Raw genomic sequence first — 16,511 nt, 5'->3', positions numbered from 1 at the left:
GTGCGGCTACGATGACCGGCACAAGGACGGGCGGCGCAAGGGAGTCGTCCCCTGGGGCGGCACCCACCGGTGCGACCCCAGGTCCTGCGGACAGGGGAGGCCCCACGCCGGGGCGAGGAGGGCGGGCCATGGTGCAGAAGGCCAAGATCCTCCTGGTCGATGACCGGCCGGAGAATCTGCTGGCGCTGGAGGCGATCCTCTCTGCGCTCGATCAGACGCTGGTGCGGGCATCGTCCGGGGAGGAAGCGCTCAAAGCGCTGCTCACGGACGACTTCGCGGTCATCCTGCTGGACGTCCAGATGCCGGGGATGGACGGCTTCGAGACGGCCGCGCACATCAAGCGGCGCGAGCGGACCCGGGACATCCCGATCATCTTCCTCACGGCGATCAACCACGGCCCGCACCACACCTTCCGGGGCTACGCGGCGGGCGCGGTCGACTACATCTCCAAGCCGTTCGACCCGTGGGTGCTGCGCGCCAAGGTCTCGGTCTTCGTCGAGCTGTACATGAAGAACTGCCAGCTGCGTGAGCAGGCGTCCCTGCTGCGGCTCCAGTTGGAGGGCGGCGGCAAGGAGGCGGACGGCGAGGCCAAGGAGTCGGCCGGGCTGCTCGCCGAGCTCTCCGCGCGGCTCGCGGCCGTCGAGGAGCAGGCCGAGGCGCTGACCAAGCAGCTCAACGACGACTCGACGGATGCCGCCGCGGTGGCCACGGCGGCTCATCTGGAGCGCAAGCTCACGGGGTTGCGGCGGGCGCTCGACGCGCTGGAGCCCGGCACCGGGAGCACCTCCTCGATGTCCTCGCAGAACTGACGCGCGGGCAGGCGGGGTTGCCCGCCCGTGAGCGCGCGTCAGTTTCGGGCCTCTCCCGGAGCGACACGAACGGGTGAAGCCGTAGGCACACGTGTCCCCTGTCGTCTCCACCGGTAACCTCACATCCATGGCCTCACGTCCCTCCGCAGCCAAGAAGTCGCCCGCGAAGAAGGCGGCCGCTTCGGCGAAGGCTCCGGCGAAGAAGGCCGCTGCCAAGAAAGCCCCCGCGAAGAAGGCGCCCGCCAAGAAGGCCGCGGCGAAGAAGCCCGCGCCCAAACCGGCACCCAGCCCGACCGGAGGCATCTACCGGCTCGTGCGCGCCCTGTGGCTCGGCGTCGCGCACGCGGTCGGAGCCGTGTTCCGCGGCATAGGGCAGGGCGCCAAGAACCTCGACCCGGCCCACCGCAAGGACGGCGTCGCCCTGCTGCTGCTCGCCATCGCGCTGATCGTCGCCGCCGGCACCTGGGCCGACCTGAAGGGCCCCGTGGGCGATCTGGTCGAGATCCTGGTGACCGGTGCCTTCGGCCGGCTCGACCTGCTCGTGCCGATACTGCTCGCCGTCATCGCCGTCCGCTTCATCCGCCACCCGGAGCAGCCCGAGGCCAACGGACGGATCGTCATCGGTCTGTCCGCGCTCGTCATCGGCGTGCTCGGCCAGGTGCACATCGCGTGCGGTTCGCCCGCGCGCGGGGACGGCATGCAGGCCATAAGGGACGCCGGCGGGCTCATCGGCTGGGCCATGGCGACCCCGCTGTCCTACGCCATGGGGGACGTGCTCGCCGTGCCGCTGCTCGTACTGCTGACGATCTTCGGGCTGCTGGTCGTCACGGCCACCCCCGTCAACGCCATTCCGCAGCGGCTGCGGCTGCTCGGTGTGCGGCTCGGGATCGTCCGCGACCCGGCCGAGGACGAGTTCGGCCTCCCCGAGGACGACGAACGGTACGAGGAGCAGTGGCGTGAGGCGCTGCCCGCGCGCCCGCGCGGCAGGCGCGCGCCGGCGCCCGCGGCGTACGACCCTGACAGCGCCGAGCAGGAGGCCCTCCAGAAGCGCCGTGGCCGTCCCCGGCGCTCGGCCGTGCCGCAGCCCGACATGGACCGGCCCAGGGACGCCGTGGACGTCGCCGCGGCGGCCGCCGCCGCGCTCGACGGCGCCGTGCTCCACGGCATGCCGCCCTCGCCGATCGTCGCCGACCTCACCCAGGGCGTGCGGGTGGGCGACCAGGAGCCGACCACGCCGACGCCCGTCCCGGCCGCCCGGCCCCAGCAGGACAAGCCCCAGCAGGACAAGCCGGAACCGCAGAAGCCGAAGGCCGGCGTCCGCGACCTCACCAAGGCGCCGCCCTCCGAGCCCCGCGACCTGCCCCCGCGCGCGGAGCAGCTCCAGCTCTCCGGCGACATCACGTACTCCCTGCCGTCGCTCGACCTGCTGGAGCGAGGTGGCCCGGGCAAGGCCCGCAGCGCCGCCAACGACGCCATAGTCGCCGCGCTGACCAACGTCTTCACCGAGTTCAAGGTGGACGCCAACGTCACCGGCTTCACCCGCGGACCGACGGTCACGCGCTACGAGATCGAGCTCGGCCCCGCCGTGAAGGTCGAGCGGATCACCGCCCTGGCCAAGAACATCGCCTACGCCGTCGCCAGCCCCGACGTGCGGATCATCAGCCCGATCCCCGGCAAGTCCGCGGTCGGCATCGAGATCCCGAACACCGACCGCGAGATGGTCAACCTCGGTGACGTCCTGCGTCTGGCGGAGTCCGCGGAGGACGACGACCCGATGCTGGTCGCCTTCGGCAAGGACGTCGAGGGCGGCTACGTCATGCACTCGCTGGCGAAGATGCCGCACATGCTGGTCGCCGGCGCCACCGGCTCCGGCAAGTCGTCCTGCATCAACTGCCTGATCACCTCGATCATGATGCGGGCGACCCCCGAGGACGTCCGGATGATCCTGGTCGACCCCAAGCGGGTCGAGCTGACCGCCTACGAGGGCATCCCGCACCTGATCACGCCGATCATCACCAACCCTAAGCGGGCCGCCGAGGCGCTCCAGTGGGTCGTCCGCGAGATGGACCTGCGCTACGACGACCTGGCCGCCTACGGCTACCGGCACATCGACGACTTCAACCGCGCGGTGCGCGAGGGCAAGGTCAAGCCGCCCGAGGGCAGCGAGCGGGAGCTCCAGCCGTACCCGTACCTGCTGGTCATCGTGGACGAGCTGGCCGACCTGATGATGGTCGCGCCGCGGGACGTCGAGGACGCGATCGTGCGCATCACGCAGCTCGCGCGCGCGGCCGGCATCCACCTGGTGCTCGCCACGCAGCGGCCCTCGGTGGACGTCGTCACCGGTCTGATCAAGGCGAACGTGCCGTCGCGGCTGGCCTTCGCCACGTCCTCGCTCGCCGACTCGCGGGTCATCCTCGACCAGCCGGGCGCCGAGAAGCTCATCGGCAAGGGTGACGGCCTGTTCCTGCCGATGGGGGCCAACAAGCCCACCCGTATGCAGGGCGCCTTCGTCACCGAGGAGGAGATCGCGGGCGTCGTCCGGCACTGCAAGGAGCAGATGACGCCCGTCTTCCGGGACGACGTCGTCGTGGGCACCAAGCAGAAGAAGGAGATCGACGAGGACATCGGCGACGACCTCGACCTGCTGTGCCAGGCGGCCGAACTGGTCGTCTCCACGCAGTTCGGGTCGACGTCCATGCTCCAGCGCAAACTGCGCGTCGGCTTCGCCAAGGCCGGGCGGCTGATGGACCTCATGGAGTCCCGGAACATCGTCGGGCCGAGCGAGGGTTCGAAGGCTCGTGACGTTCTTGTGAAGCCTGATGAGCTGGATGGCGTGCTCGCGCTGATCCGGGGGGAGTCTGAAGGGTAGGGAAGCGGGACACGGTGGTCGCCTCGCCGAGCGGTGTACGGCAACCGGGTGTCCGGATCGTGACTCACCCGTAAGGGATCATTGAGCAACCGTTTCCCTTCGGCGTACGTCAAGTTGAGGGAAGCGAAAAGCAGCGACCCCACCATCGGGATGTCGGGCCATTCCGATGGCGTACAAAGTGCCACCGCCCGGTTGCCCCACCCTTTTGTACCCCCCCTAGACTGAACCTCCAGCACAGGCGGCTACACGCTCGAAAGGCGCCCCCGTGTCCATCGGCAACTCCCCTGAAGACGAGCGTCCGTTCGAAGACGAGCGCGTCGAAGAAGACCGCGAGGAAGCCCGCCCCTCCATCGGCCGTGCCCTGCAGCAGGCTCGTATCGCCGCCGGGCTGACCGTCGACGACGTGAGTAGCGCCACCCGGGTCCGCATGAACATCGTGCACGCCATCGAGGCGGACGACTTCACCGCCTGCGGTGGGGACGTGTACGCCCGCGGACACATCAGGACCCTGGCCAAGGCCGTCCACCTCGACCCGGCCCCGCTGCTCGCCCAGTACGGCGAGGAGCACGGCGGGCGTCCGGCGCCGACCCCGGCAGCTCCCCTCTTCGAGGCGGAACGTATCCGTCCGGAGCGGCGGGGGCCCAACTGGACCGCGGCCATGGTCGCCGCGATCGTCGCCGTGATCGGTTTCGTCGGGTTCACGATGTTCCAGGGCGGCGACGACGGCACCGGCGAGGCCAACGTGGCCGAGGGATCCACCCCCGGCGACTCCGCCTCTCCTACCACCAAGACCAAGAAGCCCGCCGACCCCGAGCCCGAGCCCTCGGACAGCGCCATCGCGGCCGCGCCGCAGGACAAGGTGACGGTCCAGGTGGCCGCCGCCGACGGCCGCAGCTGGATCGCCGCCCGGGACCACAACGGCCGGATGCTCTTCGACGGCGTCCTCAAGCAGGGCGACTCCAAGACCTTCCAGGACAGCTCCAAGATCCACCTCGTCCTCGGGGACGCCGGCGCGATCGACCTCTTCGTCAACGGCAAGAAGATCGAGGACGACTTCCAGCCCGGCTCCGTCGAACGCCTGACGTACACCAAGGGCGACCCCGAGGCCGGGTAACTCGTCCGAAGGGGTGCAGGACGTACGGGGTTGGCCATGATCGGCCAACCCCGTCGACGTGGGGTGTCAGCGGGACGAAGTAGTCTTGAGCCCATGCCTGAACGCCGTACCGTCGCACTCGTCACCCTTGGCTGCGCCCGTAACGAGGTGGACTCGGAGGAGCTCGCAGGCCGTTTGGAGGCGGACGGCTGGCAGCTCGTGGAGGACGCCGAGGCCGCCGACGTCGCCGTCGTGAACACCTGCGGCTTCGTCGAAGCCGCCAAGAAGGACTCCGTCGACGCCCTCCTGGAAGCCAATGACCTCAAGGGACACGGCAGAACCCAGGCCGTCGTGGCGGTGGGCTGCATGGCCGAGCGGTACGGCAAGGAACTCGCCGAGGCCCTCCCCGAGGCCGACGGCGTGCTCGGCTTCGACGACTACGCGAACATCTCCGACCGTCTCCAGACCATCCTGAACGGCGGCATCCACGCCGCGCACACCCCGCGCGACCGGCGCAAGCTGCTGCCGATCAGCCCGGCGGAGCGGCAGGAGTCGGCCACCGGCGTCGCGCTGCCCGGGCACGCCCCCGCCGACCTTCCGGAGGGCCTCGCTCCGGCCTCCGGCCCCCGCGCGCCCCTGCGCCGCCGGCTGGACGGCTCCCCGGTCGCCTCCGTGAAGCTGGCCTCCGGCTGCGACCGGCGCTGCTCCTTCTGCGCCATCCCGTCCTTCCGCGGCTCCTTCATCTCCCGCCGCCCGAGCGACGTGCTGAACGAGACCCGCTGGCTCGCCGAGCAGGGCGTGAAGGAGATCATGCTGGTCTCCGAGAACAACACCTCCTACGGCAAGGACCTGGGTGACATCCGCCTGCTGGAGTCGCTGCTGCCCGAGCTCGCCGAGGTCGACGGTATCGAGCGGGTGCGCGTCAGCTACCTCCAGCCGGCCGAGATGCGGCCCGGCCTCATCGACGTCCTGACCTCGACCCCGAAGGTCGCGCCCTACTTCGACCTGTCCTTCCAGCACTCCGCGCCCGGCGTGCTGCGCGCGATGCGCCGCTTCGGCGACACCGACCGGTTCCTGGAACTGCTCGACACCATCCGCAGCAAGGCGCCCGAGGCCGGCGTGCGCTCCAACTTCATCGTCGGCTTCCCCGGCGAGAGCGAGGGCGACCTCGCCGAGCTGGAGCGCTTCCTGAACGGCGCCCGGCTGGACGCCATCGGCGTCTTCGGCTACTCCGACGAGGAGGGCACCGAGGCGGCGACCTACGACAACAAGCTCGACGAGGACGTCGTCGCCGAGCGGCTGGCCCGTGTCTCGCGGCTCGCCGAGGAACTCGTCTCGCAGCGCGCCGAGGAGCGCGTCGGCCAGACGGTGCACGTGCTCGTCGAGTCCGTCGACGACGAGGACGGCGTGTACGGCCGCGCGGCCCACCAGGCGCCCGAGACGGACGGCCAGGTGCTGCTCACGAGCGGCGCGGGCCTGGGTGTCGGCCGTATGGTCGAGGCGAAGGTGGTCGGTACGGAAGGTGTCGACCTGGTGGCCGAGCCGCTGCAGAGCTCGTTCGCGTCGCCTGCGTGGAGTGAGGAGGCGGGCAGATGACCGGTGTCCCGGCATCCGCGGCGGGAGGCCCCTCCGGTGCGAGGAGGGCCGGGGCCGGTGCCGCGTCCGCGGCTTCGGGGAAGGTTCCCGGGGCGGCGGCGGGGCGTGCGGCCGCGCGGTCGGCCGAGGGCGGAGCGACCGGAGCGGGGCCCGGCGCGCCGGCCGGTGCCGGTCACGGCGGTGCGGCCTCGGGTGAGGCCGGGACCGGCGTGGACGAGGCCCCGGAGAGCGTCGACGACGCGCAGGGCGAGGACGGGCCTGGGCGGGGCGGGAAGCTGGCGGCGGCCGCCGTCAACCAGGCCAGTGTCTGGAACATCGCCAACCTCCTGACGATGCTCCGGCTGGTCCTCGTACCGGCCTTCGTCGCGCTGATGCTCGCCGACGGCGGATACGACCCGGCGTGGCGGTCCCTCGCCTGGGCGGCCTTCGCCATCGCCATGATCACCGACCTCTTCGACGGCCATCTGGCGCGCGCCTACAACCTGGTCACGGACTTCGGGAAGATCGCTGACCCCATCGCCGACAAGGCGATCATGGGGGCGGCGCTGATCTGCCTGTCCGCGCTCGGCGATCTTCCGTGGTGGGTGACCGGGGTCATCCTCGGGCGGGAACTGGGGATCACCCTGCTGCGTTTCCTCGTCATCCGGTACGGCGTCATCCCCGCCAGCCGCGGCGGGAAGCTCAAGACGCTCACCCAGGGCGTGGCCGTGGGTATGTACGTGCTGGCGCTGACGGGGTGGCTGGCCACCCTGAGGTGGTGGGTGATGGCCGCGGCGGTCGTGCTGACCGTGGTGACGGGGCTCGACTATGTGAAACAGGCCATTGTGCTGCGCAGGCGGGGAATCGCCGAGCGCAAGGCCGCGTTGGAGGAGAAGGAAGCGTGAGTTCCACGGCCACCGACGTGGTGCGACTACTCACGGTGAAGGGCGAGACGCTCGCCGTCGCGGAGTCGCTGACCGGTGGCCTCGTTGCGGCGGAGATCACATCCGTCCCCGGGGCGTCCAAGGTCTTCCGGGGCTCGGTGACCGCCTACGCCACCGAACTGAAGCAGGAACTGCTCGGTGTCGACGCCACCCTGCTGGCGGCGCGCGGAGCGGTGGACCCGCAGGTCGCGGCGCAGATGGCGGTCGGCGTGCGCAAGGCGCTGGGCACCGACTGGGGCATCGCGACCACTGGTGTGGCGGGCCCGGATCCGCAGGACGGACAGCCCGTCGGGACGGTCTTCGTGGCCGTGGACGGACCCGCCGGGGCCGATTCCGGTTCTGCCGGCGGCGGAAAAGTGGAGGGTCTGCGGTTGAACGGCGACCGCGCGGAAATTCGTAGAGAGAGTGTACGGAGCGTACTCGCACTGCTCCTGGAGGAGCTTGCGAGCGAACAGACTGGGAATGAGCGGGCACAGGATACGGAACGGAACGGGGGGTTTTGATGTTTGCAGCCCTGAGTGAACACGACATCGCTCCCCGCACGGCCGCGGCGCAAGGCGGTACGGTGGGGCGTAATGGATGCGGCTACGCGGTCCGAGGAGGGAGCCACCGATGATTCTGCTCCGTCGCCTGCTGGGTGACGTGCTGCGTCGGCAGCGCCAGCGCCAGGGCCGTACTCTGCGCGAAGTCTCCTCGTCCGCCCGAGTCTCACTCGGCTATCTCTCCGAGGTGGAGCGGGGGCAGAAGGAGGCTTCCTCCGAGCTGCTCTCCGCCATCTGCGACGCGCTGGACGTACGGATGTCCGAGCTCATGCGGGAAGTGAGCGACGAACTCGCCCTCGCCGAGCTGGCCCAGTCTGCTGCGGCCACCCCCAGCGAGCCTGTGCCCACGCCGGTTCGGCCGATGCTGGGTTCCGTTTCGGTGACCGGTGTGCCACCGGAACGGGTGACCATCAAGGCGCCCGCCGAGGCGGTGGACGTCGTCGCCGCGTGACGCCTCGCGCGTACGTGGCATGAACGAGCGGCGCCGAACGGGCGCCGGGATGTGGTGAGGCCCCGGCCGGGGTTCTCCGGGAGATCCGGAGGAGAGTCGGTCGGGGTTTTCGCTTGTCTGCGGGCGACCCGACACTGCCGTGTCCGGTTTGTGTGCGTTTGCCGGTGGGGCGTGCGGCCGTCATCGTTGAGGGGATGGCGGGGGGCAGTCCACGGAGGTGCGGATGTACGTCGTGAAGAGCCCGTTGTCGGACGCGAGCCTGAAGACCGTGTCCGAGGCACTGCAGGGTGCCCTCGTCGACCTGGTGGACCTCGCCCTCGTGGCGAAGCAGATCCACTGGAACGTGGTGGGGCCGCGCTTCCGCTCCGTGCACCTCCAGCTCGACGAGGTCGTCGACACGGCGCGGAAGTACTCCGACACCGTGGCGGAGCGCGCCGCCGCGCTGGGAATCCCGCCCGACGGGCGGGCCGCGACGGTGGCCGTCGGCAGCGGGATCGGCGTGACGCCCGAGGGCTGGGTCGACGACACGACCGCCGTGGGGACGCTCGTCGAGGCGCTGGGCGCGGTGATCGCGCGGATGCGGGAGCGGGTGGAGGCGACCGGTGAGCCGGATCCGGTGAGCCAGGACATCTTCATCGGGATCACCGCGGAGCTGGAGAAGCATCACTGGATGTTCCAGGCCGAGAACGGGTGATCGGAGGAGCGGGCGCGACGGCCTGCGCGGCAGTGGGTGCGGCGGCCTCCGTGGCAGTGGGTGCGGAGGCCTCTGTGGCGGCGGCAGCCTGCGTGGCGGCGGGCGCGGGACCGGCCGGGGGTGTCGCCGTTCGGCGGGGCGGGGTGCGCGGTGCGCCTGTGTGCCCGTGGTGCGCCCTGTCCGCGCGGTCGGGCGGCCTCATAGCGTCGGGCCGGAGGTGGCGGCCATGGCGGGGATAGAGCGCCGGGGGGTCTGGCGCTGGGGGATGCGCGGGGGCGTGCTCGGGCTGGCGGCGCTGTGGTGGTGGGCCGTGCTCCGGCTGGCGGTGGTGCCCGGTGCGGGGGTGTGGGAGGCGGCGGTCGCGGCCGGTGGGTGGGGGCTGAGTGTGCTGCCGGTGCACTGTGTGGCGAAGGGGCGGGCGCGGGGGGCGGTTGGTTCGGGGCGGTGGCGGAGGGGCTGGGGGGTGGGGGGTCGGGGTGGAGTGTCGCGGGGGTGGAGTGCGGTGTTGCGGGGGTGGGGGCGGGGGCGAGGTGCGGTGGCTCGGCGGGGGTGAGGGGCTGTGGGGGCAGGCTGTGGGGTGGGTGGCTGTCGGTGGGCGGCGGTGGAGGTGCGTCGGGCGTCGGTGGTCGGTGGTGGGAGTGGGGCGTCCGTGCTCGGGCTGTGGGGTGGGTGGCTGTCGGTCGGCGGTGGGGTGGGTGGGCGTCGGTGGTCGGGCCGTGGGGGTGAGTGGGCGCCGGTGGCCGGACGGTGGGGGTGAGTGTGTGTCCGTGGTCGAGTGGCGGGGACGGGTGGGGGTTGGTGGTCGGGCCGCGGGGTGTGTGGTCGTCTGGCGTGGAGCGGTGCGGTGGTGGCCGGCTGAGTGGTGGGGTCGGGGCTACCACGGCATCGCCACGGCGCTACCACGGCATCGCCACGCCCCCGTTCGGGCGGAGGATCTGGCCCGTCGTGAAGGCCGAGGCGTCGGATGCCAGGTGCAGGACCGCATGGGCGATGTCCTCGGGTTCGCCGACCCGGCCCAGGGGTGACATGCGGGCCATGACGGACTCCGTGCGCGCCTGGGCCTCGCTGTCGTGGCGGTCGGTCATCGGCGTACGGATCCAGCCCGGTGCGACCGCGTTGACGCGGATGCCGTGCCGGCCGACCTCGGTAGCGAGGGTCTTCGTCAGTTGGACGACCGCCGCCTTGGCCGCTCCGTAGCAGAGCAGTCCTGGGCCGCCCGTGTCGACGGCGCCCGAGGCCATGGTGACGATGCTGCCCCGGGTGCCGCGGGCGATCATCAGGCGGGCCGCCTCCTGGCAGGCGTACAGCACTCCCTTGAAGTTCACGTCCAGCACCCGGTCGAGGTCCTCGTCCCGGGTCTCCAGTACGGGGCTGCTGTGCATGATGCCGGCGATCGCGGCCAGGACCTCCAGGCGTTCGCAGGAGGTGATGGCCTGCCGCAGCCGGGAGCGGTCGGTGACGTCGAGGACGTGTGTGTGGGCGGTGCCACCGTCGGACTTGATCAGGGCCGCCGTCTCGTGCAGGCCCTCGGCGTCGCGGTCCGCGCAGTGCACGGTCGCCCCCGCCTCGGCGAGCAGGAGCGCCGAGGCCCGGCCGATGCCGCTCGCGGCGCCGGTGACGAACGCGGTCCGGCCGGTGAGGTCGTACGCCGTGACAGGCATACAGGGACCGTACGAGCGTTTCTGACGGTGCGTCAATTAGTGGGTCGGGTCCGGAAGCGTCCGGCGGGCGCGGGACCCGGCTGGCAGGTGGGGCACCAGTAGGTGGGGCGTTCGCGGGAGCCGTCGCCCTGGTCGGCCAGGCGGACGGAGGTGCCGCACCGCAGGCAGGGGCGGGGCGCCCGGCCGTACACGAAGAGGTCCTGGCCGCGGCGGCCCGTCGTGCTGCGGATCGGGCGGTCGCGGTTGGTCTCCAGCAGCTTCTTGGCGAGCGCGGGCAGCTTCGCGGCGCGCTCGGCGGGCAGGTCGCCTGCGGGGAGCCAGGGGGTGACGCCCAGGAGGAAGCACAGCTCGCTCTTGTAGACATTGCCGATGCCGGCGAGGTTGCGCTGGTCGAGCAGGGCCTCGCCGAGGGGGCGGGCCGGGTCCTGGAGGAGGTTGGCGAGGGCCCGGTCGGGGTCCCAGTCGGGGCCCAGGAGGTCGGGACCGAGGTGGCCGACCGCGCGGTGCTCGTCCGTGGTGCGCAGGAGTTCCAGGACGGGGAGGCGGTAGCCGACGGCCGTGCGGTCGGTGGTGCCGAGGATCGCCCGGATCTGATGGCCGGGGCCGCCGGTCCAGCGCCGGCCGTTGTCGTACACCTTCCAGGAGCCGTCCATCCGCAGGTGGGAGTGGAGGGTCAGGCCGCCCTCGACGCGGGTCAGGAGGTGCTTGCCGCGCGGGGTGACGTCGAGGACCGCACGGCCCGTGAGGTCGGCCGTGGCCAAGCGGGGCACCCGGAGGTCGCTGCGGGTCAGCACCTTGCCGGCGAGGGCGCCGTGCAGCCGTCTCGCGGTCTGCCAGACCGTGTCTCCTTCGGGCATGGGTCCAGGGTGGCACGGGGACGAGGGCGATGCCGGGGCGTCGGCGGACGGTGGGGCCGTCAGGCGCGCAGGCGGAGTCCTCGGGGCGTCGCGATGAAGCCCGCTCCTTCCAGGAGGCTGCCGATGGGGGAGGTCAGGGCCTGGGCGCCGTTGACGCGCTCCACCGTGACCGTGCCGAGGGAGCCCGCTCGGGCGGCCGCCGCGAGTGCCTCCGCGGCAGCGGTCAGACGGGGATCGCCGGCGGGGTCGCCGTCCGGGTCGGCGGCCCAGGCGAGCAGGGTCTTGCCGCCGCGCTCCATGTAGAGCGTCAGCTCGCCGTCGACCAGCACCACCAGGGAGCCCGCCTTGCGGCCCGGCTTGTGCCCGGCGCCGGTCGGGGGCTCGGGCCAGGCCAGGGCGGCGCCGTACGCGTTCGCCGGGTCGGCGGCGGCGAGGACGACGGCGCGGGCGGTGGCGTCCGGGCGGGTGCGACGGCCCGGGAAGCCGTCGTACCCCGCGCGTGCGCCGTTCTGCCAGGGCGGGGGCCCCTGCGGGGCGCGGTCGCGGGGCGAGACCCACTCGCCCGGGGACGGGGCGGGGGTGTCGTAGGTCTCGTAGGTGTCGCGGGGGGAGCCCTGGTCGAGGAAGCCGTCGTGGCCCGGGTCGTCGGTGTGGTCGGTGGAGGGGGCCGGGTCGTACGGGTCGGCGAAGTCGTGGGCCGGGAACGGATCGGCGTCCCGGCCCGGAGGGGGGCCGGGCAGGTCCTCGCCCCGGTCGCGGGCGTTGGACACCGCGCGCAGGCGGTCCACGGCCCCGTCCATCGCGAACTGTGCCGCGCCCAGGCCCTCCACCACGTAGCCGCGGCGGGCCTGGCCACTCTCCTCGAAGGCGGACAGGACGCGGTACGTCGCCGAGAAGCCGCCCTCGACGCCCTCCGCCGAGACCGCGCCCCTGGTGACCACACCGTGCCGGTCGAGGAGGGTGCGGGCGAGGGCGTGTGCCCGGACCGTGGGGTCCGGCTCGTGGGCCGGGAGCAGGGACCAGCGGCCTGCGACGGTCGGCGGGCCGGAGCGGGACGCCGGGCGGGCCGCGGCCGTCAGGGAGCCGTAGCGGCCGCGCGGGACCGTGCGCTTGGCGCGGTGGGCCGTGGAACCCGCCGTACGGCCCGAGCCGAGCAGGGAGCGCATGGGGGAGAGCGTGTCGTTCGTCAGGCGGCCGGACCATGCCAGGTCCCACAGGGCGTCGGCCAGCTGGGGATCCGTGGCGTCGGGGTGGGTGGTGGCGCGGACCTGGTCGGCGATCTGGCGGAAGAACAGGCCGTAGCCGCCGGAGAGGGCGTCCAGGACGGACTGGTGGAGGGCCGTCAGCTCCAGGGGGTGCGGGGGCGGCAGGAGCAGGGGGGCCGCGTCCGCCACGTAGAGGGAGACCCAGCCGTCCTTGCCGGGGAGGGACCCGGCCCCGGCCCAGACCACCTCCCCGGCGGCGGTGAGCTCGTCCAGCATCGCGGGCGTGTAGTTCACGACCCGGGAGGGCAGGACCAGCTTCTCCAGGGCGGAGGCCGGCACGGACGCGCCCTGCAACTGCTCGATGGCGCGCACCAGTCCGTCGATGCCGCGCAGGGAGTGCCCCTTGCCGATGTGCTGCCACTGGGGGAGGAACTGGGCGAGCGCGGCCGGCGGCACCGGCTCCAGCTCGTGCCGCAGGGCCGCGAGGGAGCGGCGGCGCAGCCGGCGCAGCACCGCCGCGTCGCACCACTCCTGGCCGATGCCGGCCGGGTGGAACTCGCCCTGGACGATCCGGCCGGCCGCGGCGAGCCGCTGGAGGGCGCCCTCGGTGACGGCGACGCCCAGGCCGAAGCGGGCCGCCGCCGTGGTCGACGTGAACGGGCCGTGCGTGCGGGCGTAGCGCGCGAGGAGGTCACCGAGCGGGTCCTTGACCGGCTCGGTGAAGGCCTCCGGGACGCCGACGGGCAGCGCTGTGCCCAGGGCGTCGCGCAGGCGGCCCGCGTCCTCGATCGCCGCCCAGTGGTCGGCACCGGCGATGCGGACCCGGATGGCGCGGCGGGCACCGGCCAGCTCCTGGGCCCACTGCGGCTCGGCGCCCCGCTCGGCCAGCTCCGCGTCCGTGAGCGGGCCGAGGAGGCGGAGGAGGTCGGCGACACCCTCGGCGTCCTTGACGCGGCGGTCCTCCGTGAGCCACTGGAGCTCGCGCTCCAGCTCCGTCAGCACGTCCGCGTCGAGCAGTTCGCGCAGCTCCGCCTGGCCCAGCAGCTCGGCCAGCAGCCGGGAGTCCAGGGACAGGGCGGCGGCGCGGCGCTCGGCGAGCGGGGAGTCGCCCTCGTACAGGAACTGGGCGACGTAGCCGAAGAGGAGGGAGCGCGCGAAGGGGGAGGGCTCGGGGGTGGTGACCTCGACGAGGCGCACCTTGCGGGACTCCAGGTCGCCCATCAGCTCCACGAGCCCGGGGACGTCGAAGACGTCCTGGAGGCACTCGCGGACCGCCTCCAGGACGATCGGGAACGAGCCGAACTCGCTCGCCACCTGGAGCAGCTGGGAGGCGCGCTGCCGCTGCTGCCACAGCGGGGTGCGCTTGCCCGGGTTGCGGCGCGGCAGCAGCAGCGCGCGGGCGGCGCACTCGCGGAAGCGGGAGGCGAAGAGAGCCGAACTGCCCACCTGGTCGGTGACGACCTGATCGACCTCGCCCTTGTCGAAGACGACGTCGGCGGCGCCCACGGGGGCCTGCTCGGCGTCGTACTCCCGGCCCATCCTGACCGGGTCCTGGTCCAGCAGGTCCAAGCCCATCAGGTCGGCGTCGGGCAGGCGCAGCACGATGCCGTCGTCGGCGTGCATGACCTGCGCGTCCATGCCGTACCGCTCGGACAGCTTGGCGCCGAGGGCGAGGGCCCAGGGGGCGTGCACCTGCGCGCCGAAGGGGGAGTGGACGACCACGCGCCAGTCGCCCAGCTCGTCGCGGAAGCGCTCCACGACGATCGTCCGGTCGTCCGGGACGTGGCCGCAGGCCTCGCGCTGCTCGTCCAGGTACGAGAGCACGTTGTCCGCCGCCCAGGCGTCCAGTCCGGCGGCGAGCAGCCGCAGCCGGGCGTCGTCCTTGGGCAGCGAGCCGACCTCGCGCAGGAACGCGCCCACCGCCCGGCCCAGTTCGAGCGGGCGGCCCAGCTGGTCGCCCTTCCAGAAGGGCAGCCGGCCCGGCACGCCCGGGGCAGGGGAGACCAGGACGCGGTCGCGGGTGATGTCCTCGATGCGCCAGGAACTCGTGCCCAGCGTGAAGACGTCGCCGACGCGGGACTCGTAGACCATCTCCTCGTCGAGCTCGCCGACCCGGCCGCCGCCCTTCTTCGGGTCGGCGCCCGCGAGGAAGACGCCGAACAGGCCGCGGTCGGGGATCGTGCCGCCGGAGGTGACGGCGAGGCGCTGGGCGCCGGGGCGGCCGGTGATCTCACCGGTGACGCGGTCCCACACCACACGCGGGCGCAGCTCCGCGAACGCGTCCGACGGGTAGCGGCCGGCGAGCATGTCGAGAACTGCCGTGAAGGCCGACTCGGGCAGCGAGGCGAAGGGGGCGGCCCGCCGGACGGCGGCGAGGAGGTCGTCGAACTGCCAGGTGTCCATGGCCGTCATCGCGACGAGCTGCTGGGCCAGGACGTCCAGGGGGTTGGCGGGGACCCTCAGGGACTCGATGGCGCCGGTGCGCATCCGCTCGGTGACCACCGCCGCCTGAACCAGGTCGCCGCGGTACTTCGGGAACACCACGCCGGTGGAGACCGCGCCCACCTGGTGGCCCGCCCGCCCCACGCGCTGCAGGCCGGAGGCCACCGAGGGGGGCGACTCCACCTGGACCACGAGGTCGACCGCGCCCATGTCGATGCCCAGTTCGAGACTGGACGTGGCCACGACCGCGGGCAGGCGGCCCGCCTTGAGGTCCTCCTCGATCAGGGCGCGCTGCTCCTTGGACACCGAGCCGTGGTGGGCCCGGGCGATGACCTGCGGGGCCCCCTGGGCGGCTCCCGAACCGCCCATGAGCTCGGCCGGGGAGTGGTGCTCGTCCAGGGGCTCGCCCGTGGCCCGCTCGTACGCGATCTCGTTCAGGCGGTTGCACAGGCGCTCCGCGAGGCGCCGGGAGTTGGCGAAGACGATCGTGGAACGGTGGGACTGGACCAGGTCGGTGATCCGCTCCTCGACATGCGGCCAGATCGACGGCCGCTCGGCGCCCTCCGAGCCGTCCGACACCGGGGAGCCGCCCAGCTCGCCCAGGTCCTCGACCGGGACGACCACGGAGAGGTCGAACTCCTTGCCCGACTCCGGCTGGACGATCTCCACCTTGCGGCGGGGGGAGAGGAAGCGGGCGACCTCGTCGACCGGGCGGACCGTGGCCGACAGGCCGATGCGGCGGGCGGGCTTCGGCAGGAGGTCGTCCAGCCGCTCCAGGGAGAGCGCGAGGTGGGCGCCGCGCTTGGTGCCCGCGACCGCGTGCACCTCGTCCAGGATCACCGTCTCGATGCCGGTCAGCGCCTCGCGCGTGGCCGACGTCAGCATCAGGAACAGGGACTCGGGGGTCGTGATCAGGATGTCCGGCGGGCGTGTGGACAGGGCGCGGCGCTCGGCGGCGGGGGTGTCGCCCGAGCGGATGCCCACCCTGACCTCGGGCTCGGGCAGGCCCATCCGTACGGACTCCTGGCGGATGCCGGTCAGGGGGCTGCGGAGGTTGCGCTCGACGTCCACCGCCAGGGCCTTCAGGGGGGAGACGTACAGCACCCGACAGCGCTTCTTGGAGTCGGCCGGGGGAGGGGTCGAGGCCAGCTGGTCCAGGGCGGCGAGGAAGGCGGCCAGGGTCTTGCCGGAACCGGTGGGGGCGACGACCAGCACGTCCGAGCCCTCGTGGATGGCCTGCCACGCGCCCGCCTGGGCCGAGGTGGGCGCGGGGAAGGCGCCCGTGAACCAGGCGCGGGTCGCAGGGGAGAAGCCGTCCAGGGCTCGGTGCGTGTTGCTGGGCATGCGTCCATCGTGCACCCCGGCACTG

General features: G+C 72.8%; 11 protein-coding genes. 8 read left to right on the top strand and 3 right to left on the bottom strand.

Going from position 1 to position 16,511, the window contains the following annotated elements; translation table 11 throughout:
* Positions 1-128 precede the first annotated feature (128 nt).
* The 8 genes from ACSUPV_RS10640 to ACSUPV_RS10605 all read left to right on the top strand — a co-directional run bounded on the left by ACSUPV_RS10640 (position 129) and on the right by ACSUPV_RS10605 (position 8,977).
* Positions 129-809 (top strand): response regulator, encoded by a 681-nt coding sequence (locus ACSUPV_RS10640; protein ID WP_031116973.1) that lies wholly within the window; start codon positions 129-131, stop codon positions 807-809.
* Positions 810-936: 127 nt separating this feature from the next.
* Positions 937-3,678 (top strand): DNA translocase FtsK 4TM domain-containing protein, encoded by a 2,742-nt coding sequence (locus ACSUPV_RS10635; protein ID WP_436947377.1) that lies wholly within the window; start codon positions 937-939, stop codon positions 3,676-3,678.
* A gap of 265 nt (positions 3,679-3,943) precedes the next feature.
* A complete protein-coding gene (locus ACSUPV_RS10630; protein ID WP_031116970.1) occupies positions 3,944-4,792 on the top strand; it encodes a helix-turn-helix domain-containing protein in 849 nt (282 codons plus the stop codon).
* A gap of 93 nt (positions 4,793-4,885) precedes the next feature.
* Entirely contained in the window at positions 4,886-6,367 is a 1,482-nt protein-coding gene (gene rimO, locus ACSUPV_RS10625) for a 30S ribosomal protein S12 methylthiotransferase RimO (RefSeq protein ID WP_078650795.1), read from the top strand.
* Complete coding sequence (gene pgsA / locus ACSUPV_RS10620) at positions 6,364-7,251, top strand: CDP-diacylglycerol--glycerol-3-phosphate 3-phosphatidyltransferase (RefSeq protein WP_031116968.1); 888 nt, start codon at positions 6,364-6,366, stop codon at positions 7,249-7,251. Before rimO ends, pgsA begins: the two co-directional genes overlap by 4 nt.
* Positions 7,248-7,793, top strand: coding sequence for a CinA family protein (locus ACSUPV_RS10615; protein WP_037761481.1), 546 nt, complete (start codon positions 7,248-7,250; stop codon positions 7,791-7,793). Before pgsA ends, ACSUPV_RS10615 begins: the two co-directional genes overlap by 4 nt.
* Positions 7,794-7,902: 109 nt before the next feature.
* Entirely contained in the window at positions 7,903-8,283 is a 381-nt protein-coding gene (locus tag ACSUPV_RS10610) for a helix-turn-helix domain-containing protein (protein WP_003993396.1), read from the top strand.
* 223 nt (positions 8,284-8,506) lie between these two features.
* Positions 8,507-8,977 carry a Dps family protein gene (locus ACSUPV_RS10605; RefSeq protein WP_031116966.1) on the top strand — a complete coding sequence of 157 codons (471 nt, stop codon included), beginning with the start codon at positions 8,507-8,509 and terminating at the stop codon, positions 8,975-8,977.
* Positions 8,978-9,873: 896 nt separating this feature from the next.
* On the opposite strand, the gene ACSUPV_RS10600 is transcribed toward ACSUPV_RS10605, so the two are convergent.
* Genes ACSUPV_RS10600 through ACSUPV_RS10590 form a run of 3 tightly spaced genes read right to left on the bottom strand, consistent with a single transcriptional unit; the run spans position 9,874 to position 16,486 of the window.
* Complete coding sequence (locus tag ACSUPV_RS10600; RefSeq protein WP_037761484.1) at positions 9,874-10,638, bottom strand: SDR family NAD(P)-dependent oxidoreductase; 765 nt, start codon at positions 10,636-10,638, stop codon at positions 9,874-9,876.
* A 32-nt stretch (positions 10,639-10,670) separates the two neighbouring features.
* Entirely contained in the window at positions 10,671-11,495 is an 825-nt protein-coding gene (locus ACSUPV_RS10595; RefSeq protein WP_031116964.1) for an Fpg/Nei family DNA glycosylase, read from the bottom strand.
* A 59-nt stretch (positions 11,496-11,554) separates the two neighbouring features.
* Positions 11,555-16,486: an ATP-dependent helicase gene (locus ACSUPV_RS10590; RefSeq protein ID WP_436947376.1), complete on the bottom strand. Its 4,932-nt coding sequence runs from the start codon at positions 16,484-16,486 to the stop codon at positions 11,555-11,557.
* Between the last annotated feature and the right edge of the window lie 25 nt (positions 16,487-16,511).

The sequence above is a fragment of the Streptomyces sp. SudanB52_2052 genome (assembly GCF_964272415.1).
In the GTDB taxonomy this organism is placed as follows: Bacteria; Actinomycetota; Actinomycetes; order Streptomycetales; family Streptomycetaceae; genus Streptomyces; species Streptomyces olindensis.
Note: the sequence above shows the minus strand (reverse complement) of the source record. Positions and strands in the feature narration are given on the sequence as shown.

Bases quoted from the DNA above. Each gene is read 5' to 3' on its own strand.
- ACSUPV_RS10640 (WP_031116973.1), top strand. From the start codon at position 129: ATGGTGCAGAAGGCCAAGATCCTCCTGGTCGATGACCGGCCGGAGAAT.
- ACSUPV_RS10635 (WP_436947377.1), top strand. From the start codon at position 937: ATGGCCTCACGTCCCTCCGCAGCCAAGAAGTCGCCCGCGAAGAAGGCG.
- rimO (WP_078650795.1), top strand. From the start codon at position 4,886: ATGCCTGAACGCCGTACCGTCGCACTCGTCACCCTTGGCTGCGCCCGT.
- pgsA (WP_031116968.1), top strand. From the start codon at position 6,364: ATGACCGGTGTCCCGGCATCCGCGGCGGGAGGCCCCTCCGGTGCGAGG.
- ACSUPV_RS10610 (WP_003993396.1), top strand. From the start codon at position 7,903: ATGATTCTGCTCCGTCGCCTGCTGGGTGACGTGCTGCGTCGGCAGCGC.
- ACSUPV_RS10605 (WP_031116966.1), top strand. From the start codon at position 8,507: ATGTACGTCGTGAAGAGCCCGTTGTCGGACGCGAGCCTGAAGACCGTG.
- ACSUPV_RS10600 (WP_037761484.1), bottom strand. From the start codon at position 10,638: ATGCCTGTCACGGCGTACGACCTCACCGGCCGGACCGCGTTCGTCACC.
- ACSUPV_RS10595 (WP_031116964.1), bottom strand. From the start codon at position 11,495: ATGCCCGAAGGAGACACGGTCTGGCAGACCGCGAGACGGCTGCACGGC.
- ACSUPV_RS10590 (WP_436947376.1), bottom strand. From the start codon at position 16,486: ATGCCCAGCAACACGCACCGAGCCCTGGACGGCTTCTCCCCTGCGACC.